Source organism: Mesorhizobium sp. M0808, assembly GCF_040320025.1.
GTDB lineage: Bacteria > Pseudomonadota > Alphaproteobacteria > Rhizobiales > Rhizobiaceae > Mesorhizobium.
The window spans coordinates 23,069-46,425 of record NZ_JAMYOX010000017.1; the positions used below are offsets into that span (position 1 = coordinate 23,069).

The window sequence follows — 23,357 nt, forward strand, 5'->3', positions numbered from 1 at the left end:
CTATTTTTCTATCGCCATGGTGAATTCCGCGATGCTCTTCGCCTTGATCGCATCCCAGTCCCAGTCGATGCCGATGCCGGGTTCGTCCGGTGCCAGCGCGTGCCCGTCCTCGATACGCATTTTCTTGCCGGTCAGCTCGTCGAGCTGGGGAATATACTCGACATATCTGCCGTTCTGAACGGCGCATGTCAGGCTGACATGCAATTCCATCAGGAAATGCGGGCAGACCGGTATGTCGAACGCCTCGGCTGCATGCGCCACCTTCAGCCACGGCGTGATGCCGCCGATGCGGCCGACATCGACCTGCACGATCGAACACGCGCCCTTTTGCATATATTCGCGGAAATGCCGGATCGAATAGAGCGACTCGCCGATGGCGATCGGCGTCGATGTGGCCCTCGACAGCCGTACATGGCCGTCAATGTCGTCGGCCGGCAACGGCTCCTCGATCCAGGCGAGGTCGAGTTCACGCAGGCGTTCGGCCCGGCGGATCGCCTCGTCGACAGAAAAGCCCTGGTTGCAGTCGGTCATGATCTCGTAGGAGTCTCCAACCGCCCGGCGCACCGCCGTCAGCCGGGCAAGATCCTCGGAGCCGTGCTGCTTGCCGATCTTGACCTTCGAGCCGCGAAACCCCTTGGCCTTGGCGGCCAGCGCATCCGCGACCAGCGCCTCGGTTTCGATATGCAGCCAGCCGCCTTCGGTCGTGTAGAGCGGGCAGCGGTCCTTGGCGCCGCCGGCAAGCTTCCACAGCGGCAGCCTCTGTTTCTTGGCCCGCAGGTCCCAAAGGGCAGTGTCGATGGCCGCCAGCGCGATTGCCGTGATCGCGCCGATCGTCGTGGCATGGGTGGCGAACTCCAGCTCGTGCCAGATCGCCTCGATCATGTCGGCGTCGCGGCCGATCAGCCGCGGCGCAAGGTGGTCGGCCAGCAGCCGCATCACCGAGGAGCCGCCCGTGCCGATCGTATAGCTGTAGCCGGTGCCGACCGCGCCGTCGGCGTCGGTGATGGTGACGATCGGTGTTTCCTGGCTGACAAAACTCTGGATGGCATCGGTGCGCTTGACCTTCGGCACCAGGTCGACCATCCGCAGTTCGATTTTCTCGATCTTTGCCATGATTTTAACCTCGCAATGTCCTGCCTGTTTCGGCGGAAAACAGATGGGCCTGCGACAGGTCCAGGCTCATCTTGACCCGGTCGCCGGCTTTCAGCGGCTTTGGATTGAGCATCCGCGATATCCAGTCGCTGCCGTTGAATTCGGCAAACACCAGCGTCTCGTTGCCGAGCGGCTCGGTGACGGTCACCGGCAACTCCAGCTGGTGGACGTCGACGTCTTCGCCGGAGCTGATGCCATGCCCGGTCGGATAAATGTCGTCGGGCCTGAGGCCGAACACGACCTTGTCCCCAGTCCCGACATTTGCCTTGAACTGGCTGGGCAGCGGCAATCTCTCGCCACTGGCGAACAGCAACTGTCCGTCGTCGACAACCGCCTCATGCAAATTCATCGGCGGCGAGCCGATGAAGCCGGCGACGAAGCGGGTCTGCGGCCGGCGGAAGACCTCGTCGGGTGTGCCGACCTGCTCGATGAACCCGTCACGCATGATGACGATACGGTCGGCCAATGTCATCGCTTCGACCTGGTCGTGGGTGACGTAGATCACCGTCGACCGGACCTTGGCATGCAGTTTCTTGATCTCGGTGCGCATCTGCGTCCGAAGCTTGGCGTCGAGATTGGAAAGCGGCTCGTCGAATAGGAAGACGTCGGGATCGCGCACGATGGCGCGACCCATGGCGACGCGCTGGCGCTGTCCGCCCGACAGCTGCGACGGCCGGCGGTCGAGCAATTGGTCAAGGCCGAGAATGCCGGACGCTTCGGCGACGCGACGGTCCATTTCTTCTTTCGCGGCGCCCGCTATCGTGAGCGAGAAGCCGAGGTTTTCGCGCACCGTCATATGCGGGTAGAGCGCGTAGGACTGGAACACCATCGAGATGTTGCGCGAGCGCGGCGGCAGGTCGTTGACCATGCGGCCGCCGATCTCGATGATCCCGTCGCTGATCGCCTCGAGGCCGGCGATCATGCGCAGAGTTGTCGACTTGCCGCAGCCGGACGGCCCGACCAGCGCGATGAACTCGCGGTCGGCGACCTCTAGATCGATGCCGTGCACCACCGCCACCGGGCCGTAGCTTTTGGTGAGGTTCTTGAGCGATACAGTTGCCATGTCAGCCTTTCACCGCGCCGGAAGTGAGGCCGCCGACGAGGTGTTTCTGGACGATGAAGGTAAGCGTGAGCGCCGGTATGACCATGACCACGGCGAGCGCGCACATGCCGCGCCAGTCGATGGTGAATTCGGCTGTATAGTCGAGCAGGCCCACCGGCAGGGTCTTGGAGTTGATCGAGCGCGTCAGCTGCGAGGCGAGCGCGAACTCGTTCCAGGAGGTGAGGAAGGCAAAGATGCCGGCCGAGGCGATGCCCGGCCCGGCCAACGGAAACTCGACCTGCCAGAAGGCCTGCCAGCGCGTGCAGCCGTCGATCTGCGCGGCTTCGGCGAGATCTTTCGGCACCTGGCGGAAAAAGCCGTCGATCAGCCAGACGGTGAACGGCACGTTGAGCGCGACATAGACCAGGATCAGCCCGAAATGCGTGTCGATGATGCCGAGCCGCGCAAAGACGAAGAACAGCGGCAGCGACAGTGCGATGCCGGGCACCGTGCGCGTCAGCATCAGGCCGAGGAACATCGCCGATTTGGCGCGAAAGCGGTAGCGCGCAAAGGCGTAGCCGCCGGCCATGCCGATGACGATGGCGATCACCGTCGAGGTCACCGAGATGATCAGCGAATTGCGGAAGTAGTCGAGCACCGGAATGCCGCCCTGGCCGACGCCGCTGAACATGGCGATGTAGGCGTCGAGCGAGAGTTGCTGCGGGATCCACACCGGCGGCTTGGCCATGATTTCGACGGTCGGCCGCAGCGACGACAGCACGATCCAGATGCCGGGCAGGCAGATGACCAGCATGGCCAGGAACAGTCCGATGCCGTGAACGATTCCGAGCGCTTTGTTGCCGACGCGATGCAGGCTGTTCTGGTCCATCCTCACCACTCCGCCGCGATCTGCGTGCGCGCTGCGGCGAGCTTGCGGTAGAAATAGACGGTGAACAGGATCGACAGCAGGATCGAGAAATAGGCCATGGCATTGGCCATTCCCATCCTGGCATCGCTGTAGGCGGTGCGGGCGACCAGCGTCCAGACCAGTTCGGTGCGGCCGGCGGGGCCGCCGTCGGTCATGATCTTGACGATGTCGTAGGCGCGCGCGACGTCAAGCGAGCGGATGGTCATGGCGATAAAGGCAAACGGCATGATGAACGGCCAGGTGACATAGCGGAATGTCTGCCACGGCGTGCAGCCGTCGACGCGGGCCGCCTCGACCGGTTCGCGCGGCATCGCCAGCAGCCCGGCCAGGATCAGGATCGCGAACACCGAAGTCGACGACCAGATCTCGGCGATCAGGATGGCGATGAAGGCGAGATTGCCGTCGATCAGCCACGGGATGGCGCGATCGGTCAGGCCGAGCCCCTGCAGGGCGTTGTTCACCAGGCCGATATTGTCGTTGAACATGAATTTGAACTGGAAGCCGACGAGGATCGGCGAAAACATCATCGGAAACATCATGATGGTGCGCAGGATCCGCTGGCCGCGCGATGCCTTCTCCACCAGCAGCGCCAGCCCGAGCCCGATCAGCATTTCCAGGTTGAGCGCCACCGTCAGCAGCACCACGGTGCGGGCAAAGGCGACCCAGAAAGCGCGGCTGGTCAGAATGGTGACGTAGTTGCGCGCGCCGATGAAGACCCAGAACGTCTCCGGCCTGGTCAGCCGGAACGGCGTGAAGCTGGAATAGAGCGAAAGCAGCAGCGGCACCACCACCACGGCCGCCAGAACGATCACCGCCGGCAGCAGGAGCAGCAATGGCGGCGAAGGTCTCCAGCCTTTCATGGCTATCCGGTTCTGGTTGGTGCCCGGACACCGAAGGCCGCCATCGGCGAGCTGGGATCAAGACAAAGCGTGTTGCGCATGGTTCGCAAAAAGTTCGGGGGCGCCGCTCTTCGATGAGCGCGGCGCCCCCTTGGGAGAATGGTCAAAGCTTGCCGGCGTCCTCGAGGATTTGCATGGCCTTGGCGGCAGCGTCGTCCAGTGCCTGCTTGGAGGTCTTGTCGCCAAGGATGGCGGCCTGCAATTCGGGATAGACGGCGTTGGAGATTTCGATCCATTCAGGTGTCTGCGGCACGGCAAAAGCGTGCTTTGCCTCTTCCTGGAAAGCCGCCAGCACTTCCTTCTTGTAAGGATCGCTGGCCGCCTGCTGGATATCCCAGTCCCACACCGCCGTGCGGGTCGGCAGTGGGCCGCTTGCCGCCTCGAGCTTCTGGCTGTCCTCATTGGTCAGGAACCAGACCAGCGACGCCGCGGCTTCCTTGCTGGCGCAGTTTTCGGTGACCGAAAATCCGTGGTGCCCCGACCAGCCCGTGCGAATGCCTGCCGATCCCTTCGGCGCCACCTTCACCCCGACATTGCCGGCGACCTTCGACGACTTCGGATCGTTGAAGAAGCCTGCCCAGCCCGGCCAGTCGAGGTTGATGGCGACGGTGCCGGAGGCAAAGCCCTGGCCGAGATCGTCCCACAGATAGTTGGTGGTGCCGGCCGGCACCGCCTTAGCCTTGTAGAGATTGACGAACCAGTCGAGCGCGTGCACGCCGGCTTCCGAGTTGAAGGCCGGCTTGCCATCCTTGTCGAGGTATTCGCCGCCGTCGGCGATGAGCATCTCGTAAAAGCGGCCGTTGATCGCCTCTTCCTTGCCGGCGAACTGGGTGCCGTAGAAATCGGGCGGGCTGGCGAAGAATTCCGCCTGCTGGGCGACCTCGTCCCAGGTGTCGGGCGGTGTCAGCTCCTTGCCGTACTTGGCCTTGTAGGCGGCCTTCTTGGCTTCGTCCTGATAGAGGCTCTTCTGGTAATAGAGCGCCGAGACGTCGAACTGCGCGCGCGGCAGCATCACCAGCTTGCCGTCGAGCGTCGAGGCCTTGATCGTCGACGGCACGAAGGCGTCGATCTCCTCCTTCGGCAGCAGCTTGTTGAGGTCGGTGTAGATATCAGGATATTGCGGCGCGAAGGACGAGTGATTCGACCCAACGCACCAGTTGATGCTGCCGGAGGCGATGTCCGACTTGATTTCCTTATCGAGCTCGAAGTGGTTTTTCTTCGAGATCACGTTGACCTTGGCGCCGGTCAGTTTTTCCCATTCGCCGATGCGCGCGTACAGCCCTTCATATTGCTGGCCGCCGATCAGCTTGGCGTCGATGGTGACGCCGTCGAATTCGCCGGGCAGGTCGGCAGCAAGGGCAGTCGCACCCAGTGCGAGCAGCGTTACGCCGGCCGACAGGCCGCAAAACAGTTTCGTCATGGTATCCTCCCAAGAGTCTGCGTCGATCCATAGCGAGGGCGGATCGGCAGCGTCATTCATATACAAACAAAACATTTATAGGATCGTCAAGCCGAAAGTTCTTCCGGAAGCAATGCCGTTATGCGTATATGAAAAATGCAATTCACTGGAGAAGCGGAATGGCAGAGGACGAGGAAGACGACCGCTATCGAGCCCCGGCGCTGGACAAGGGGCTCGACATTCTCGAGCTGCTGGCCGGTGTCGATGGCGGCCTGACGCAGGCGGAAATCGCCAAGAAGCTCGACCGCAGCCCGAACGAGTTCTACCGCATGCTGGACCGGCTGGTGCGGCGCGGCTACGTCACGCGGCCGGATGGCGACCGTTATTCGCTGACGCTCAAGCTGTTTGGCCTGGCGCAGCTGCACGCGCCGGTGCGCCGGCTGGTTTCCTATGCGACGCCGCTGATGCGCGAGCTGGCAGAAACCTCGCAGCAGGCAAACCAGCTCGTCGTCTTCGATCGCGGCTCCGCCGTGGTGATCGCACAGCAGGAGGCGCCGGATTACTGGGGCATCTCCATCCGCGTCGGCTCGCATATCAGCCTGTTCGACACCGGCTCCGGCCATGTGCTGCTGGCGTTCCGCCCGCCGGAAGAGCGGCAGATGATGATCTCAGAACATCTGCGCAGCACCGACAAGCCACCGCAATCGCCGGAATTCTTCGCCCGCCTCGACCAGATCCGGGAACGCGGCTACGAGATGATGGCATCGATGCAGACCGCCGGTGTCTTCAACCTGTCGACACCGGTTCTTGGTTCGGACGGCAGGGCGATCGCCGCGCTGTCGATCCCCTACATAACCCTGGTCAACGCACCCAAGGCGCCCGACATTACGAGGACGATTGAGCTGCTGCTGGCAGCGACCGAAAAGCTGTCGCAACTGGCGGGATCGACCGTCAAGCAATCGCGATGAATTCTTATTTGAATGAAGAATTTCTCCGTGAGATGATCTCGAAGTCGCCAAGGAGGAGCGCGCCACCATGATCTTCGACACCCATCTGCACCTGATCGACCAGTCCGCGCTGCGCTATCCCTGGCTGGCCGGCGTGCCGGCACTCAACCGCGATTTCTCCTATGACGAATATGCAGTCCAGGGCCGCCGCGCCGGCATCGAGGGCGCATTGCATATGGAGGTCGATGTCGATCCTGCCGACATCGAGGCTGAAACCAGCCGTGTCAAAGCGCTGTCGCGGGAAAAGGCCAGCTTGCTGCGGGGGGCAATTGCCTCCTGCCGTCCGGAAGAGCCCGGCTTTGCCGCCTATCTCGAGCGCCAGCGCGCCGATCGTTTCGTCAAGGGCTTTCGCCGCGTGCTCCACGTCGTGCCGGATGAACTGTCGGAAGGTGCGCTGTTTCGCGAAAACATCAAGCGGCTAGCCGGCAGCGGCCTGACTTTCGACCTCGTCGTTCTGCCGCACCAGATCCCCAAGGCGATCGCACTCGCCGATCTCGCGCCGAATGTGCAGTTCGTGCTCGACCATTGCGGCGTGCCCGACATCAAGGGCGGTGCCGAGCACCCCTGGCGCGAGCACATGGCGGAGATCGCGCGGCGCCCGAACGTCGTCGGCAAAATTTCCGGTGTGGTCGCCTATGCGGATGCCGGATCCTGGACTGTCGAAACGCTTCGTTCCTATGTCGAGCACACCATCGAATGCTTCGGCTGGGATCGCGTCGTCTGGGGCAGCGATTGGCCGGTGTGCACGCTTGGCGGTGGGCTTGCGACCTGGATTGCGGCAACGCATGCGCTGCTTGCCGGCACCAGCACCGATGAACGGCAGCAACTGCTGTCCGGCAACGCCAAGCGGCTGTGGAGTTTGTAGAGCATTTTGCAGCCAAGTGGAATCGGGCGTCGCACAAATGCGGCTATAACGAATAGGTGGCCTCAGATCGTCGCCGACACGTGCCGCTCGCGACCGTAGAGCGAAACCAGGAGCACGATGACCAGGCCAAGTGCCGCCTGCACGGTCGAGGGCCGGAAGCCCAGGCCGATCAGCAGCGTGTTGATTTCCGTCAGCACCAGCACGCCGGCAATGGTGCCGAAATAGCTGCCGCGGCCGCCGACAAGGGCGGCGCCGCCGACCACCACTGCCGCGATCGTCTGGAACAGATAGGGCTGGCCGACATCGCCATAGGCAGAGCCGGTGAAGCCGAGCAGCAGCACGCCGGCTGCGGCGGCGAAGAAGGCGCTCGCGGCATAGGTCACGGTCCACATGCGGACTGGATCGATCAGCGCCAGCGGCGCAGCACGTGGATTGCTGCCTAGGGCGTAGAGACGGCGGCCGTATGGCGTGCGCGCCAGCACCAGCGCCACCAGCAAGGTCAACACCGCGACGCATGGCACCAGCCCCGGCACCGGCAGCGGTCCGACCGAACCGCCGATCGAAACGAAGGCGGAAACCGCGGCAGGCGCCGATCCGGATGGAAAGCCACCGGTCCACAACAGGACGGCACCTTGCACGATCATGCCAGTGCCGAGCGTGACGATCAGCGGGTGGATATCGAGCCCACGTGAGATCAGGCCGTTCAGCGCCCCGATCAGTATGGCGAGCGCGACGACGACTGCGCAGACAAGAGCAAAATTCCAGCCGCCGCCGTAGAGCTGTGCGGCAACGACATTGGCAAAGCCGATGATGAAGGGGATCGACAGATCGATACCGCCGAGAATGACGACTAGCGTCTGGCCGATCGATGCCACCGCCAGCAGCGAGGCAATCACCAGCAGCGCCCGGATGGCGAACGGCTGGGAGTAGCCCGGGATGAGCAAGGTGCCAAGGAGATGCAAGGCGACAGCGACGGCAAAGGCACCGGCGACGCGGGCATTGGTGGATTGGAACCAGGTCTGGCGCATGCTTCTCAGCCTTTCCCTCCCGAGAGCCGTTCCTGCAGCGCCGTCATGATGATGGCCACAACCAGGATCGCGCCATAGGCGATCTGCAGCACATAGGTGGAGACGTTGAAGGCGGTCAGCACGCTCTGCAGCAGGAAGATGTCGATAGCGCCGATGGCGGCGCCGGCGAGCCCGCCGCGCCCGCCGGCAAGGCTGACGCCGCCGAGCGCCACCGCGGCAATCGCGATCAGCGTGTAGGTTGGCCCGATATTGGGGTCGGCCGAACCGATCAGCGCGGTCAGCATCAGGCCCGCGCAGGCGGCAAGTATGCCGGTCATGACATAGGCGATGAAACGCACTTTGGTGACTGGAACGCCGGCCGTGTAGGCGGCGCGATCGTCGCTGCCCACCGCCATCAGCTGGTCGTAGTAAGGCGTCTGTCGCACCAGCCACCAGAACAGGAAGATCAGCGCCAGCGGCAGTGCCGACCAGGTTCCGGCCATTGCCTTCAGCCAGCCCGGCGCCGGCCCGATCGGCGCCGGCAGGACGGTCAGCGTCATGCCGGTGAGGATCAGATAGGTGCCGAGCGTCGCAACGATCGGCTGGATGCGGACGATGGTCGCCAAGAAGCCGTTGGCAGCGCCGACGATCGCGCCGATCAGAAGCGCCGCCGGCACGATGACCAGCGGCGAAGACATGCCAAGCCTGAGAAACAGCAGCTGGATCACCATCGCATTGACGAAGCCCATCAATGGCCCGACGGAAATGTCGATGCCGCCGCGCCCGGCGAGGATCACCGGAGCCGAGGCGACCGCTGCGCCGATCAGCGGCGCGGCGAGCCCGATCAGCGCGCCCCAGGCGGCAGGATGGAAGCGCGCCGGATTGAGCAGCAGATTGACCGCGATCAGGATGACCAACAGCACTGCCGCAAAGCCAGCGCCGCGCCATCGCGCCGCCATGCCCCGCAACCCGCTCATGCCGCGCGCCCGAACATGGCGGCGATCACCGTATCGCTTTTCATCGCGTCTCCGGTGATTTCAGCCGCCACCTGCTGTTCGCGAAATACCAGCACGCGATGGCAAAGCAGCAGGATCTCCTCGATCTCGCTCGACAGGATGACGAGAGCCATGCCGTCCGCCGCCAGTCCACGAAACACATCGTAGAGGACATGTCGCGTCGCCACGTCGACACCGCGCGTCGGATCATTGAGGAGCAGGATCGCCGGCTCCAGTGCCAGTGCACGGGCCAGCAGCACCTTCTGCTGGTTGCCGCCGGAAAGCGTGGTGATCGGGGCGTCCGGCCGTGGCGCGATGATCGACAGTCTGTCCCGATAGCGTTCATAGCGCTGCCGCCGCGCGGCCAAGCTGAGCAGGCCGAAACGCATATCGCGCGACAGCGTCGAGACGGCAAAATTGTCGAGCACCGATTGGGTCGGAAAAATGCCGGTGGTGCGCCGGTCGCGCGGCAAATAGGCGATGCCGCCGGCGACCGCCTTGCGGAAATTGGTGATCGCGCGCGCTCCGGTTGGCGCCTCGACGGTCACCTCGCCGCCGGCCGGGCGTTCCAGGCCGGCCAGCACTTTCAGGAACCGCTCCTGTCCGTGGCCGTCGAGGCCGGCAAGGCCGACGATCTCGCCCGGCGCAATGGTTTGCGTCACGGGGCTTGCGCCCGGCGCGATCACCAGGCCACGCACCGAAAGGCTGGCGCGATCAGCCATGCGCCAGCTCCGCCGCCGTGCGTGGCGCCATCGCTCTGAGAAGTTCGGATGCGGTGGACGTGCCGCGTTCCTCAGTCGTCACCACGCTGCCGCCGCGCAGCACGGAAATCCGGTCGGAAAGCGACATCACTTCGTCCATGCGATGGGTGATGAACAGGATCAGGCAGCCTTCGGAGGCAAGCTTGCGCATCATGGCAAAGACCGCCTCGCGATCGGCAAAGTCGAGCGCCGCCGTAACCTCATCAAGGATGAGAATGCGCGGGCTGCGCACCACGGCGCGGGCAAGCACTACCAATTGCTGAACCGCCAGCGGCAATTGCCCGGCCAACTGGTCGAGCGGGATCTCGGTCACCGCGAAGCGCTTCAGCACCGCTTGCGCGCGCTGCCGCCGCTCGGCGCGCGGCACGGTGCGCGTCAGCAAGCCGTCGAGGCCGAGCAGGATGTTGTCGGTCACCGAACGGTCAGGCGCGATCAGCACTTCCTGGAACACGGTGGCCAACCCGGCGGTCTGGAACGCCGCCGGCGAGAGGCCGGTAAAGGGCGCTCCGTCGAGCAGGATCGCGCCGCTGTCCTGCTGCACGATCCCCGACAGCAGCTTGACCAGGGTGCTCTTGCCCGAACCGTTCTCGCCCAGGATGGTGTGGATCGTGCCGGCGCGGAATGCGATGGAGGCATTGGCCAGCGCAATCGTTTCGCCGTAGCGTTTCGAGATGGCCTGGACTTCCAGCATGAGCAATCCTGATGGAGAAAGCCGGCACCGCTGGTGCGGAGCCGGCCCTCGTAAATGCTACTTGGCGCAGGCGTCCGGCACCTTCGAATAATCCCAGCCCTTGGTCGGTGCCGGATTGGTGAAATAGGCATCGAGCCATTCCTCCGGCATCGGATCCTTCGGCGGGACCGGGAAGATCGAGACGGCGTCCGGCGTCATGCAGTCCTTGTACCAGGCGCCGAGGTCGGCATTGTGGACCGGCGGAATCGGGATCAGCAGCGTATTGAGCTTCGGCTTCTGTCCGTCGAGCATGCGCACGCCGACACGAAACAGCGTCTCGGCCGTCCAGTGCGGCAGAACCGCATGGCCTTCGAAGCGGTATTTGTCGGGATTGGCCTTCCAGTAGCCGAGCGCATCGCCGGTGATCGAGCCGGTGATCAGCGGGGCAGGGCGGCCGGCCTCGGCAAAGGCCTCGGCAACGACGCGGCTTTCGCTGCCCGTCGTCCACACCGCATCGATCGGCGCCGGATTGGTGGCGATTGCCTGCAGCACCGCCGTCTTGGTAACGTTCGCCGTCCAATTGCCGTTGACGCTGCGCGAGACCTTGAGCTTTGAATTTTCGGCCAGCGCCTTGTCGGCACCCTGGCGCTCCTGCACGACGATCGGGTGACCGGCAATGCCTTCGACCAGAAGCACGCTGCCGCCGTCCGGCATTGCTTTGCCGATTGCGGTCATCATGTCGTAGCCCCAGCGGGCATAGTTGGAATCGACATTGATCGCATTCGCGCTGGTCACCGACCCAGCTGCCGTGATGAAGGGGATGCCGGCTTTGGCTGCGGCATCGATGGCATCGTCCAGCGCCGTCGCCGAGCCGGGGATCGAGGTGATGATCGAGCATTTTTTGTCGATGAAGGCGCGGATCTGGTTGATCTGCTGACTGGCATCATTGTTGGAATCCGACACCTCGAAGCTCGCCACGGTGCCGTCGGCGATCAGGCCGTCGACCAGCCGCTTCAACTCCTTGGTGACGGTGACGCGCCACGGATTGCCCTGGTAGGACTCTGAGTGGCACCATTTCCACGGCTTTGACGGCGGCGTGAAATTATCCCAGGCCGACGGCAGCACCTTTTGCGGCGCACCGTCATATTGTGCCTTCAGTTCGGTCTGCAATCCAGCAATCACGCCCGAAACGTCTTGAGCGCAGGCTATGGTCGTGACCGATGCAAGTGCGGTTGCGGCCATAAGGCCGCGGATCAGGCTGTTCATGTTCTCCTCCGTTCGGTTGTTTCAGGCTCCTCCGCCGGCAACGCCGGACACCTGCGTCGAAAGGCTCTCCCGAAACAGGCGATTGAGACCGGCAACGACGCGAGCGGCATTGTGCCTTTCGCTCAGGCCGAGATTGATGCGATCGGACGCCGCCTGCTGGAAGGCCATGTAGCCATCATGCCGCGGCCTCACCCAGGCACCTTCGAGCGTGGCCCGGGTGTCCTTGTAGAAATTGCCGGCGGCGGCATTGACGGCGGCATCCGCCCAGGCCGCGGCGTGGCCGGGCTGGCCGCCGGCCGAGGCGTAGGGGCCACGCTGCACGTCGCCGCTGGCGATCCAGTAGGCGAAGTCGATTGCTTCCTGTCCGGCCTTCGAGAAGGCCGACACGGCGATGCCGGTCCCGCCGAGCGCCGAGCCTTTGGGGCCGGCATTGCCAGCGGCCGGGATATCCGCGAAAGCCAGGCGGTTGGGTCGAAACCCGGCGATGGCATAGGAGACATAGCCATAGATCAGCGGCGCGCAGGCGATCCGCGAGCCGGATCCGGCCATTTGCTCCAGAACCGCGATCGGATCCATGCCAAGACAGGCCGGGTCGACGAGGGCTGCGATCTCGCACATCATCTCGAAGACCTGCTTGCCCGCTGCCGGGTCCACATGGTCGCCAGGGCCTTCACCGGCGGGCCGGCCGAGATTGCCGGCAAGCGAGTAGAACACCATCAGCGAATGCGGCGGCCTGAGCGGCAACAGCACGTGGCCTTGCCGCGCCAGATCGAGGGCATCGGCCCAGTTCGCCGGCGCAGCCGAAAGCATGTCGGGCCGCCATGCCTGCACTTGGCTGGCCGCGTCGATCGGAAACGCCCACTGCCGGCCTTGCCAGTTGTAGCTCGGATAGGACCGGCCGACACTGCCCGCCGCAAGTGCCGCACGTTCGGCTTCCCGGCCGGTGACATCGAGCGGCGCCAGGCAATTCTCGGCGGTGATCTGGCCGACATGCGGATGGTCGACGACGATCAGGTCGTAGGCACGGGCCAGTTCCTCGACCGGGAAGGATTCGAAATCCTGCAGCGAGCGCTTGTCCCATTCAACGGCGATGCCAGTTTGTTGCTTCCACAGTCTCGAACAGGCGACCATCGGGTCATAGCCGCGCGGATGGCTCCAGGTCATGCCTTTGAGCGTGACGTCGCTCACAGCCCGAACTCCGCGCGGATTTTTGCGCTGTGCTCGCCGATGCGTGGCGCGGCCCGCTCGACCTTCGCGCGGATGCCGTCGATCCTGAGCGGCGAGCGCGTGGTGAGGATCGAAACGTCATCCTCGCGCGTCACCGTCTGCAGCATGTCGAGGACCTGGAAGCCTTCGCTGGCCATCATTTCCGGCCAGCTCAAAACCTTGGCGCACCAGATGTCGGCAGGCTCGAGAATGGCAAGCCATTCGTCGACCGTCTTCGTTGCGATCTTTTGCGCGATGATCGCCTTGATCTCGTCGCGGGCGGTGAACCAGGTCGACGGCTGGTCGCGATAGGGCGCAAGCTCCTCGAGCCCGAGGAGATCGGCGAGTTTCGAGATCGGCGTCATGGCGATCGCCAGATAGCCGCCCTTGGCCGGATAGACGCCGTAGGGCGCCGAGAGATAGGCGTGCGCGCTGCGGAAGCTCGACCGCCGCGGCAGCCGGCGCCCGTCATTGAGATGCGTGGTCAGCACCTCGAACTGGAAGTCGACCAGCGCTTCGAGCAGGCTGGTCTCGACATGGCTGCCCTTGCCGGTCACGCCGCGCCGCACCAGTGCGGCGAGGATGCCTTGCGCGGCGGCGGAGCCCGCCAGCATGTCGGCGATCGCCAGGCCGAAGGGCACCGGCCCTTGGTCCTCGTCGCCGTTCAGCCACATCACGCCGGAGCGGGCCTGCGCCAGCAGATCCTGCCCGGGCCGCTTGACCCACGGGCCTTCCTCGCCATAGCCGCTGATCGAGGCATAGACCAGGCGCGGATTGATCTTGCGCACCGCCTCGTAATCGAAGCCCAGGCGTTCGATGACGCCGGGCCTGAAATTCTGGATCAGCACGTCGGCCTTGGCCAGCAGGCCGCGCAGCGCCGCAAGGTCGGCCTCGTCCTTCAAGTCGATGGCAAGGCTTTCCTTGGCGCGGTTGATCGCATGGAAAATGGTGGAATCGCCGCCGATCTCGGTGTCGCTGAGATAAAGCCGGCGCGACAGGTCGCCGCCATCCGGCCGTTCGATCTTGATGACGCGAGCGCCGAGGTCGAGCAGTCTGAGCGAGCAATAAGGCCCGGACAAGAACTGGCTCATATCGACAACGATGAGCCCGGTCAGCGGCAGTTCGGCAATGGCAGCCATTGCCTATTTCTCCGTCTTGCCGGCGAAATCGGCCGGATTGCGGTACTTCACCGTCTGCAGGTGCTCGCAATAAAGCACGAGCTCGCCTTCACCCTTGAAGACTTCATAGCTGGCGCGGATCAGCCCCATTTCCTTGTATTTTGGCTTCTTGTCGAGGTTGGAGCGGATCGAATAGATCGTGTCGCCTATGAACACCGGCTTGATAAAGCGCAATTTGTCGTAGCCATACGAAAAGGCGTTGATGCAGTTGGTGGCGACCAGCCCGAGCCCGGCCGAGAACACGAAAGCGCCGGCGACCAGCCGCTTGCCGAAAATGCCTTGCGTTTCGGCGAACATCTGGTCCTGCACGTATGGATGGATGTCGAGCACCAGCGTGTTGAAGAGATGGCTGTCGCCCTCGGCAATGGTCCGGCGCAGGGAGCGGATCTTCTGGCCGACCGGCCAGTCTTCGTAGAACCAGTTCTCGGCGTTCCAGACGGGAAGGTCGGCGTGATCCCTAGGCATGTTGGCGGGGTGTGTCGATGCCACGCCCACGGTTGGCGCGAAACCGCTCATGACGACTTCCTCTGGGAGCGGGAATCGTCCATCAGGGCGCGCCGCAGACCAGCGAAATGCATGATCGATCCTCCCGTCAATCTTCTTTTGTGAATAGTATTTTCACATATGGGGTTGTGTTGCAAGCGTGAACAGGCGAAATTTTGCCTGCTCCGTCGGGGCCAATGCCGGCGGAACAAGGGAGGAAGTGATGCAGAATGCCTGTCTGGTTTTCGTCGGCAGCCTCAATCGCGACGCCCCGTATTTTCAGGGCGCGCGCGGCATCGGGCTGGGTGTCTACAGTTTCGACGAAGGGAGGCTGCAGACGAAGAAACTGGCCGAGACGGGAGACATCGACAATCCCACCTTCCTGTCGGTGACGCCGGACGGCTCCCACATCTATGCCAACTCAGAAGTGTTCACCTGGCGCGAAGGGGTGGTCTCGGCCTACCGTTTCGACAGACAGACCGCCACGTTGTCCTACATCAACAAGCAGCCGACGCTGGGCAGCATCACGGCGCACAACACCATCACGCGCGACCGGACGAAGCTGCTGGTCGCCAATTACCGCATGGGCGAGGGCGGCCCCGATCGCTCGGTCGTGGTCTATGGGTTGGGTGAGAATGGCGGCCTGACAGCGCCGTTGTCGAGCGTTGCCCATAGCGGGACCGGACCAGATCCTGCCCGCCAGGAGCGGCCGCATGCCCATAGCGTAACCGAGACGGTTGCCGGCGGCATGGCGATCGTCGCTGACCTCGGCATCGACCGGCTGGTGTCCTATCGCATCGGCTCAGACGGCAGCCTGACGAAGCTCGCCGAGTCGGCGCTTGCGCCAGGCGCGGGTCCGCGCCATCTCGCACTGCATCCGGGCGGTCGCTTCGTGTTCGTCATGAACGAGCTGGATTCGACGGTTGTCTCGCTGGCGCTGGACGAAGCATCAGGCAAGCTTACGGTGATCGACAGCAAGCCGGCCGTGCCGCCCGAGGCGCGCGACGGCAATCACTGCGCCGACATCCAGATCTCGCCTGACGGCCGCTTTCTCTACGGCTCCAACCGCGGTCATGACAGCATCGCCGTGTTTTCGGTCGACCAGCAAACCGGCAGGATTGCCCTTGTCGACTATACGCCTTGCGGCGGTGCCACGCCGCGCAATCTGGCACTGACGCCCTCGGGCGGCCATCTGTTCTCGGCCAACCAGAATGCCGACCGCATCTCTATTTTCGCCCGTGATGCCGCAACCGGCCGGCTGACCGACACCGGCCGATCCATCGAAATTGGCACGCCGATGTGCGTGAGGATCGTGCGTTGACGCGATCTCAGAACTCGAGCGCCTGCCTGAGTGCCGGGCCGCTCCTGACGCGCAGATCGAGGTCGGCCTCGATATGGTCGATGTGGTGCAGCATCAGCGCGCTGGCGCGTTCGGCATTGCCATTTTCCAGCGCCTCGAGGATCTGCGTGTGTTCGTTGTGGCCGCAGCTCGAGATGCCCGAGCGGCCATAGAGTGCGATCACCAGCGATGAACGAGCGACCAATTCCTCCATGAAGCGCTGCAGGATGACGTTTCCCGCGACCGACGCCAGAAGCAGGTGAAAATCCCCCGACGCCTTGATCTCCGATCGCCTTGCGTTCGGTCCGCGTTCGGCGATGAAACGGCCTTCTTCGTCGAGCTGGGCCTTGAACGCGGCGACATGCGCCGGCGTCATCCGTCCGGCGGCGGCAATCGCGATGCCTGGTTCGATGAGCCGGCGCGAAGCAAAAACCTGCCGCGCTTCCTCCGGCGACGGATTGGCGACGAAGGCGCCGCGATTGCGCTCGGTGCGCACCAATCCCTCGAAGGAAAGCATCTGCAGTGCCGCACGCGCCACGGTGCGGCTGACATCGAACAGCGTGCCGACTTCGCCTTCGGAAAGCTTTGTTCCCGGCGCCAGCCGGCGATCGACGATCGCGTCGCGCAACTGGTCGCGGATCGCCTGCGCGCGATCCTCGTTGGCGGCCTCGATAGCAGGGAAGGTCTGGTCGGCAATGTTCATGGCAGCGGTCCTGTGTTCTTCTACCCTGAATCGCATCGCTTGGACGAGAGACAAAGTGAATACAGAGATGAAAAAGATTGCATACGATCTTTGCGAAGATCGGCGGCAATCGCCTATAATTTGTGCATTGCACAAGGGCGACGTATCGGCAGCTATATAGAGGCGGCCCTGATTTCTTCGAGGATTCAGTCGGTTGGAGCGGCGGCGCGCAACTGGCACGCATGATGCTTTGGCTAATCCGACCAAAGGGGAAGCTGGATGTCCAAAGCCGCCGAAATCGACATTGTGTCCGTTTCGAAAGTCTATGGCGCGACGACTGCCGTCGAAGGCATCAGCCTGAAAATCCCTGCGGGAACCTATTGCTGCCTGCTCGGTCCGTCCGGCTGTGGCAAGACCTCGACGCTGCGCATGATCGCCGGGCACGAGAGCATATCGAGTGGCGACGTGCGTCTCGGCAACACAGTGGTCACCGACCTGCCGCCGGCCAGGCGCGGCACTGCCATGATGTTCCAGTCCTACGCACTGTTTCCGCATCTCGACCTGATCGACAATGTCGCCTTCAGCCTGAAGATGAAAGGCGTCGGCAAGGAGGAGCGCCGCGCCAAGGCACTCGACATGCTGAAGCTGATGCAGATGGAGGCCTATGCCAGCCGCCGCCCGGCGCAGCTTTCCGGCGGGCAGCAGCAGCGCGTTGCTCTTGCGCGCGCATTGATCACTGATCCCGAGGCGCTGTTGCTCGACGAACCGCTTTCGGCGCTCGATCCTTTCCTGAAGATCCGCATGCGAGCCGAACTGAAGAAGCTGCAGACGTCGCTCGGCATCACTTTCGTCCACGTCACCCACAGCCAGGAAGAGGCGATGGCGCTGGCCGACCTGATCGTGGTGATGAACGACGGCCGTATCGAGCAGGCGGCGCACCCTCGCACGGTGTTCGAGCGGCCGGCCACGGCCTTCGTCGCTCGTTTCATGGGCGACCACAATGTCATCTCCGGGCGCGTCGCCGGCAGTCGCGACGGCATGGTCGTTTTCGATGTGCCCGGCGGCGTCACGCTCGCCGCCAGCGGGCAGGGCAGGGAGACCGGGGAACCCATCGACATCGCCATTCGCACCGACCACGTGCGCATCGGCGAGCCGCCGGCAGCCGGGCTCGGCTTCACCGGCATCGTTTCAAACGTCGAGTACCGCGGTTCGACCGTGAAGCTCTCGGTCAATGGCGCCGGCGTCGAGGATTTCACCGTAATCGTCGACGACACCAGCTTCTTCGCCAGGCCGGTTGCCGTCGGCGACGCAGTGCCGATCGCCTGGGACGCCGAGGACGCGATCGTCCTTGGCCGTCTCGATTCCTGAAATCCAGCATAACCAACCACAACAGGGGAACTGAACATGACCAACACCACCGACAAGAAGACTGGAATATCGCGACGTTCGCTGCTCAAGACAGGTGCCGCCGCCGTCGGTTTCGCCGCCGGTTCCGGCGCCATATCAGGCTTTCCGACCATCTGGGCGCAATCGAACATCACGCTGCGCCAGTTCGGCACCGGCGTATCCAACCTCAATGCCATCGCCGACAAGTGCAAGGCCGACCTCGGCATCACGCTGGAGATGACAGCAACCGATTCCGACGCCGCCGCGCAGCGCGCCGTGACGCAGCCCGACAGCTACGACATCGCCGACATCGAATACTGGATCTGCAAGAAGGTGTTCCCGACAGGCGTCCTGCAGCCGATGGATGTCACCAAGCTGAAATATTACGACGAGCTGGTGCCGCTGTTCAAAACCGGCAAGCTGACGCCGGACAGCGTTATTGCCCAGGGCACCGCACCGCATACCGTCGGTTACGTCGAGGCGCAGGACAGCAAGGTTTTCGCCAAGGCGCCGACCAATTGGTTCACCATGGTGCCGACGATCTACAATGCCGATACGCTCGGCATCCGCCCCGACCTCGTCGGTCGTGACATCACCACCTGGGCCGACATCATGGATCCGGCCTTCAAGGGCAAGACCGCCATCCTCAACATCCCGTCGATCGGCATCATGGATGCGGCGATGATCATGGAAGCGACCGGCAACATCAAATACGCCGACAAGGGCAACATGACCAAGGAGGAGATCGACAAGACGATCGACTTCCTGATCAAGGCCAAGCAAGCCGGCCAGTTCCGCGCCTTCTGGAAATCCTTCGACGAGAGCGTCAACCTGATGGCTTCAGGCGAAGTGGTGATCCAGTCAATGTGGTCGCCGGCCGTGGCCGCGGTCCGCTCCAAGGGCATCGCGTGCCGGTTCCAGCCGCTCAAGGAAGGCTACCGGTCCTGGGGTGGCGGGCTTGGCCTGGCAGCCCATCTCTCCGGCGCCGAACTCGATGCCGCCTATGAATACATCAACTGGTACACGTCCGGCTGGGTTGGCGGCTATCTCAACCGCCAGGGCTATTACTCGGCCAACATGGTGTCGGCCAAGAAGTTCATGTCCGAGGACGAGTGGGGCTACTGGATCGAAGGCAAGCCGGCAAAGGGCGATATCCTGTCGCCGGACGGCAAGGTCATGGAAAAGGCTGGCGCCGTGCGTGACGGCGGCTCGTTCGAAGAGCGCATGGGCAAGGTCGCCTGCTGGAACTCGGTCATGGACGAGGACCGCTACATGGTGAAGCGCTGGAACGAGTTCATCGCTGCTTGATGCCCTCTGCCTTCTCCCCTTGTGGCAGAAGGTGGATTGGCGCGCAGCGCCAAGACGGTTGAGGGGTGCTGGACGGAGCACTGTTGGTGCCAAGCTGGAACACCCCTCATCCGACCGAGCTTCGCTCGGCCACCTTCTCCCACAGGGGGAGAAGGGAACACCCCTCAGTCGCATCGCCGACTTCGACCGAGATATAGATGGCAGTAGCGCTCGAACAATCCACGCACGTTACGTCTGCAAAGCCTGCCAGACGTAGGCGCTCCTTTGCCGGAGTCGCACCCTATCTCCAGGCTGCACCGCTGGCGCTGATCCTCGGCGCGTTCCTCCTGCTGCCGATCCTGATGATCGCCGTGGTCTCATTCTGGGATTACGATTTCGCCGCGATGTATCCGGATTTCCTGACCACCAATTATTCCGACACGCTCGGCTCCTGGGTCACCTGGAAAACCTACCTGAATACGCTGAAATACGCCGCCATCGTCTGGGCGCTGACGCTGTTCATCGGTTTCTGGGTCGCCTATTTCCTTGCCTTCCATATCAGGACCACGGCCATGCAGATGGTGCTGTTCCTTGTCTGCACGGTGCCGTTCCTGACCTCCAACATCATCCGCATGATCTCGTGGATTCCGGTGCTTGGCCGCAATGGCCTGGTCAACTCGACGCTGGTGCAAATGGGGCTGATCCCGAAGCCGATCGAATGGCTGCTCTATTCCGAATTCGCCGTGGTGCTGGCCATGGTGCATCTCTATACGCTGTTCATGGTGACGCCGATCTTCAACACGCTGATGCGCATCGACAAGTCGTTGATAGAAGCCGCGCGCGACGCCGGCGCTTCCGGCTGGCAGGTTCTGTGGAACGTCGTCATTCCGCTCGCCAAGCCCGGCATGGCGATCGGCACCATTTTCGTCGTCACCCTGGTGATGGCCGACTTCTCGACGGTGCAGGTGATGTCCGGCGGGCAGAGCGCCTCCGTCGCGCTGATGATGAAGAACCAGATGTCGCTGCTGCAATATCCGGCAGCCGCCGCCAACGCCGTCGTGCTCTTGGTGCTGGTGCTGCTGATGGTCGCGGGCATCCTGCGCATCGTCGACATCCGCAAGGAGCTGTGAGGCGATGAGCCAGGACAAGCGCACCCTCGAATTCTATGTGTTGGCGGCGTTCTTCGGTCTTTTCGTGTTGTTCCTCTACGGCCCGCTTTCGGCGATCCTGATCCTCTCTTTCCAGGGCGAGAACGGCGGTCTGACATTTCCGCTGAACGGCGTGTCGCTGCACTGGTTCGCCAATTTGTTCGAGCGCCAGGCGGTCGGCGACTTCGGCGGCAGCTTCAAACGCTCGCTCGTCCTTGGCCTGATGGTGATGGTCGTCACTGTCGCCGTGTCGCTGCTCGCCGGCCTGGCCTTCCGGCAGAAATTTCGCGGCGCAACCGCACTGTTCTATCTGGCCGTCGCCAGCCTGGTCGTGCCGTCGATCATCATCAGTCTCGGCATCGGCGTCGTCTTCCAGCAGATCGGCTTCCGCCCCGCCTGGTACACCTCCGCTTTCGGCGCCCATCTGACCTGGACCTTGCCTTTCGGCGTGCTGATCATGTTTGCTGTCTTCAACCGGTTCTCGCCAGCCTATGAGGAAGCCGCGCGCGATCTCGGAGCATCGTCGTGGCAGACCTTTGCCCATGTCGTGCTGCCGATGATCGCGCCCAGCCTGATCGGCGTCGGCCTGTTCGGCTTCACTCTGTCATATGACGAGTTCGCCCGCACGCTAATGACCTCGGGCACGTTCAACACGTTGCCGCTCGAAATCTACGGCATGACGACGAATGTCACGACGCCGGTGCTCTATGCGCTGGGCACCGTGACGACCGTGTTTTCCTTCCTGGTGATCCTGCTGACGCTCGGCGCAATCGTCTATGTCGGCCGCCGCCGCGAGCGTGCCTGACAGTGCAGATCCTCGTCGTCAATCCAAACACCACCGCCAGCATGACCGACACTATCGCGGCGGCGGCCCGATCGGTCGCTGCTCAATCGACGAAGATCGTTGCCGTGACCTCGTCGATGGGACCTGTATCGATCGAAGGCTATTACGATGAAGCACTTGCCGTGCCCGGCCTGCTGGTCGAGATCGCCGCCGGCGAACGCTCGGGCGCGCAAGCCGCGATCATTGCCTGTTTCGACGACACCGGCCTCGATGCCGCGCGCGCCATGGCCAACATTCCGGTCATCGGCATTTGCGAGGCATCGCTCAGCACGGCCTCGTTCATCGCCCAGCGCTTCACCGTCGTCACCACCACCGGACGTTCGCGCGTGCCGGTCGAAGGCCTGGTGCAGCGCTATGGCATGGCAGGGCGCGCGCGTGTGCGCGCCGCCGACATCCCGGTTCTTGCCCTCGAAGATCCGGCGTCCGACGCACTGCTCAGGCTGCGCAACGAGATTGCGCGCGCCATCGACGAGGATCGCGCCGAGGCGATCGTGCTCGGCTGTGCCGGCATGGCCGATCTGGCGGCGGCGCTGCAGCGGGAATTCGGGCTTCCGGTCATCGACGGCGTGGGCGCTGCCGTGAAACAGGCCGAGGCATTGATCGCCCTTGGCCTGACGACATCCAAGCGCGGCGCCTATGCAAGCCCGTTGGCAAAGTCTTATCATGGCGCGTTGAAATCCTTCGCGCCTGGCGCCGCCGAGTGATCGCAATGCCCCGAACGATCCGAACGCTCGCACGTGAAGACGTGCAAACCCTTGTCGATTGGGCGGCGGCGGAAGGCTGGAATCCCGGCCTTAACGATGCCGCGCTGTTTCAGGCAGCCGACCCGCAGGGCTTCATCGGCGCCTTTATCGATGGCGAGATGGCGGCCGGCATTTCGGCCGTTGCCTATGGCGACGGTTTCGGCTTCATCGGCCTCTACATCTGCCGGCCGGACAAGCGTGGCCGAGGCCATGGCAAGGCAGTTTGGGATGCCGGCACGGCGCGGCTCGGCAAGCGCACGATCGGCCTCGACGGTGTCGTCGAACAGCAGGCCAACTACCGCAGCATGGGTTTTGCACCGGCCTACCGGACGATCCGGTTCATGGGGTCGCCGAATGTCCCGGCAGCCGTCGGCAACGACATTCGCGCCATAGGGCCGGAACTCGTGCCGGACATACTGGACTATGACCGCCGCTTCTTTCCCGGTCCGAGGCGATCCTTCCTGGAACACTGGCTGCGCCCGCCGCATATGGCGCTTGCGATCCTCAAGCACGGCGTTATTGCGGGATACGGCGTCGCGCGCCAATGCCGGGACGGCTGCAAGATCGGCCCGCTCTTTGCCGACAGCCTGGACGCGGCAAGCCATCTCTTCGCCGCGCTCGCGCACATGTCCGGTCCCGGAAACGTCCATCTCGACGTTCCCGAAACCAGCCGGCAATTTGCAGACTTGCTGTCGTCCGCAGGCCTTCAACCGGGCTTCGAGACGACTCGGATGTACAAGGGAAAGGCGCCGCAGCTCATGCAGTCCGGAATTTTTGCGATAACGACGTTGGAGTTGGGGTGAGGCGGTATAAGCCGACTTCCAGTGCAAAATCGGGCAACAGGACTACGCGGTCTATTTTTCCTGAACTGAAATGCCGGAATCGTCGATGCGAAGTTCCACGCCTTTCGGCCTAGTCTCCTCGCGATAAACGTAAATCCCCAACGCAATAACGGCGACGGCCAAAGCGCCGATGATGAGATAAAGATAGTTCTGCTTCATCCGCTGTCGTTAACAACATGATGTGGGCGAGTCTAGCAGTTCGGGTATCAGGACGGCGGCCGGAGACGC

The 23,357-nt window shown here is 63.3% G+C and carries 24 protein-coding genes; 9 read left to right on the plus strand and 15 right to left on the minus strand.

The window, feature by feature from the left end; all coding sequences use genetic code 11:
- From NKI25_RS19755 to NKI25_RS19775, 5 genes are all read right to left on the minus strand, one after another.
- Complete coding sequence (locus NKI25_RS19755; protein ID WP_352999119.1) at positions 1 to 1,113, minus strand: mandelate racemase/muconate lactonizing enzyme family protein; 1,113 nt, start codon at positions 1,111 to 1,113, stop codon at positions 1 to 3.
- A gap of 4 nt (positions 1,114 to 1,117) precedes the next feature.
- Positions 1,118 to 2,215: an ABC transporter ATP-binding protein gene (locus NKI25_RS19760; protein ID WP_352999120.1), complete on the minus strand. Its 1,098-nt coding sequence runs from the start codon at positions 2,213 to 2,215 to the stop codon at positions 1,118 to 1,120.
- A gap of 1 nt (position 2,216) precedes the next feature.
- Positions 2,217 to 3,083 (minus strand): carbohydrate ABC transporter permease, encoded by an 867-nt coding sequence (locus NKI25_RS19765; RefSeq protein WP_352451567.1) that lies wholly within the window; start codon positions 3,081 to 3,083, stop codon positions 2,217 to 2,219.
- A gap of 2 nt (positions 3,084 to 3,085) precedes the next feature.
- Positions 3,086 to 3,982, minus strand: a complete 897-nt coding sequence (locus NKI25_RS19770; protein WP_023676089.1) for a carbohydrate ABC transporter permease — start codon at positions 3,980 to 3,982, stop codon at positions 3,086 to 3,088.
- A 142-nt stretch (positions 3,983 to 4,124) separates the two neighbouring features.
- A complete protein-coding gene (locus NKI25_RS19775; protein WP_352590374.1) occupies positions 4,125 to 5,441 on the minus strand; it encodes a type 2 periplasmic-binding domain-containing protein in 1,317 nt (438 codons plus the stop codon).
- 158 nt (positions 5,442 to 5,599) lie between these two features.
- On the opposite strand from NKI25_RS19775, the gene NKI25_RS19780 reads away from it, so the two are divergent.
- Both NKI25_RS19780 and NKI25_RS19785 read left to right on the plus strand, forming a co-directional pair.
- Positions 5,600 to 6,388: an IclR family transcriptional regulator gene (locus tag NKI25_RS19780; protein WP_352621006.1), complete on the plus strand. Its 789-nt coding sequence runs from the start codon at positions 5,600 to 5,602 to the stop codon at positions 6,386 to 6,388.
- Positions 6,389 to 6,455: 67 nt separating this feature from the next.
- Positions 6,456 to 7,292, plus strand: coding sequence for an amidohydrolase family protein (locus tag NKI25_RS19785; protein WP_352621008.1), 837 nt, complete (start codon positions 6,456 to 6,458; stop codon positions 7,290 to 7,292).
- 62 nt (positions 7,293 to 7,354) lie between these two features.
- On the opposite strand, the gene NKI25_RS19790 is transcribed toward NKI25_RS19785, so the two are convergent.
- Genes NKI25_RS19790 through NKI25_RS19825 form a run of 8 tightly spaced genes read right to left on the minus strand, consistent with a single transcriptional unit; the run spans position 7,355 to position 14,891 of the window.
- Positions 7,355 to 8,320: an ABC transporter permease gene (locus tag NKI25_RS19790; protein ID WP_352782124.1), complete on the minus strand. Its 966-nt coding sequence runs from the start codon at positions 8,318 to 8,320 to the stop codon at positions 7,355 to 7,357.
- A gap of 5 nt (positions 8,321 to 8,325) precedes the next feature.
- Positions 8,326 to 9,276, minus strand: coding sequence for an ABC transporter permease (locus NKI25_RS19795; protein WP_352999123.1), 951 nt, complete (start codon positions 9,274 to 9,276; stop codon positions 8,326 to 8,328).
- A complete protein-coding gene (locus tag NKI25_RS19800; RefSeq protein WP_352621014.1) occupies positions 9,273 to 10,016 on the minus strand; it encodes an ATP-binding cassette domain-containing protein in 744 nt (247 codons plus the stop codon). The genes NKI25_RS19795 and NKI25_RS19800 overlap by 4 nt, the downstream gene beginning before the upstream one ends.
- Positions 10,009 to 10,746 (minus strand): ATP-binding cassette domain-containing protein, encoded by a 738-nt coding sequence (locus tag NKI25_RS19805; RefSeq protein WP_352621016.1) that lies wholly within the window; start codon positions 10,744 to 10,746, stop codon positions 10,009 to 10,011. Before NKI25_RS19805 ends, NKI25_RS19800 begins: the two co-directional genes overlap by 8 nt.
- Positions 10,747 to 10,803: 57 nt before the next feature.
- Positions 10,804 to 11,991 carry an ABC transporter substrate-binding protein gene (locus tag NKI25_RS19810; RefSeq protein WP_352999126.1) on the minus strand — a complete coding sequence of 396 codons (1,188 nt, stop codon included), beginning with the start codon at positions 11,989 to 11,991 and terminating at the stop codon, positions 10,804 to 10,806.
- Between the two features lie 21 nt (positions 11,992 to 12,012).
- The gene (locus NKI25_RS19815; protein WP_352999176.1) at positions 12,013 to 13,155 is read right to left on the minus strand and encodes an extracellular solute-binding protein; all 1,143 of its coding nucleotides are present in this window, start codon (positions 13,153 to 13,155) and stop codon (positions 12,013 to 12,015) included.
- Between the two features lie 20 nt (positions 13,156 to 13,175).
- A complete protein-coding gene (locus NKI25_RS19820) occupies positions 13,176 to 14,336 on the minus strand; it encodes a CaiB/BaiF CoA transferase family protein (protein WP_352621020.1) in 1,161 nt (386 codons plus the stop codon).
- 3 nt (positions 14,337 to 14,339) lie between these two features.
- Complete coding sequence (locus tag NKI25_RS19825) at positions 14,340 to 14,891, minus strand: MaoC family dehydratase (RefSeq protein ID WP_352455282.1); 552 nt, start codon at positions 14,889 to 14,891, stop codon at positions 14,340 to 14,342.
- A 190-nt stretch (positions 14,892 to 15,081) separates the two neighbouring features.
- Between NKI25_RS19825 and NKI25_RS19830 the strand changes: the two genes are divergently transcribed.
- A complete protein-coding gene (locus NKI25_RS19830; RefSeq protein WP_352704621.1) occupies positions 15,082 to 16,179 on the plus strand; it encodes a lactonase family protein in 1,098 nt (365 codons plus the stop codon).
- A gap of 7 nt (positions 16,180 to 16,186) precedes the next feature.
- Here the strand turns inward: NKI25_RS19830 and NKI25_RS19835 are convergent, their stop codons facing one another.
- Positions 16,187 to 16,900, minus strand: coding sequence for a GntR family transcriptional regulator (locus NKI25_RS19835; RefSeq protein ID WP_023676076.1), 714 nt, complete (start codon positions 16,898 to 16,900; stop codon positions 16,187 to 16,189).
- Between the two features lie 258 nt (positions 16,901 to 17,158).
- Here NKI25_RS19835 and NKI25_RS19840 point away from each other — a divergent pair, with 258 nt between their 5' ends.
- The 6 genes from NKI25_RS19840 (at position 17,159) to NKI25_RS19865 (ending at position 23,090) form a co-directional block, all read left to right on the plus strand.
- Positions 17,159 to 18,247, plus strand: a complete 1,089-nt coding sequence (locus tag NKI25_RS19840) for an ABC transporter ATP-binding protein (protein ID WP_352999129.1) — start codon at positions 17,159 to 17,161, stop codon at positions 18,245 to 18,247.
- Positions 18,248 to 18,283: 36 nt separating this feature from the next.
- Positions 18,284 to 19,573, plus strand: a complete 1,290-nt coding sequence (locus NKI25_RS19845; RefSeq protein ID WP_352451581.1) for an ABC transporter substrate-binding protein — start codon at positions 18,284 to 18,286, stop codon at positions 19,571 to 19,573.
- Positions 19,574 to 19,770: 197 nt separating this feature from the next.
- Positions 19,771 to 20,682, plus strand: a complete 912-nt coding sequence (locus NKI25_RS19850; protein WP_352612193.1) for an ABC transporter permease — start codon at positions 19,771 to 19,773, stop codon at positions 20,680 to 20,682.
- Positions 20,683 to 20,686: 4 nt separating this feature from the next.
- Positions 20,687 to 21,505 (plus strand): ABC transporter permease, encoded by an 819-nt coding sequence (locus tag NKI25_RS19855; protein ID WP_352451583.1) that lies wholly within the window; start codon positions 20,687 to 20,689, stop codon positions 21,503 to 21,505.
- A gap of 2 nt (positions 21,506 to 21,507) precedes the next feature.
- A complete protein-coding gene (locus NKI25_RS19860; RefSeq protein WP_352688645.1) occupies positions 21,508 to 22,248 on the plus strand; it encodes an aspartate/glutamate racemase family protein in 741 nt (246 codons plus the stop codon).
- 5 nt (positions 22,249 to 22,253) lie between these two features.
- Positions 22,254 to 23,090 (plus strand): GNAT family N-acetyltransferase, encoded by an 837-nt coding sequence (locus tag NKI25_RS19865; RefSeq protein WP_352999133.1) that lies wholly within the window; start codon positions 22,254 to 22,256, stop codon positions 23,088 to 23,090.
- 51 nt (positions 23,091 to 23,141) lie between these two features.
- Here the strand turns inward: NKI25_RS19865 and NKI25_RS19870 are convergent, their stop codons facing one another.
- Positions 23,142 to 23,288 (minus strand): hypothetical protein, encoded by a 147-nt coding sequence (locus NKI25_RS19870; RefSeq protein WP_352452379.1) that lies wholly within the window; start codon positions 23,286 to 23,288, stop codon positions 23,142 to 23,144.
- Positions 23,289 to 23,357 lie beyond the last annotated feature (69 nt).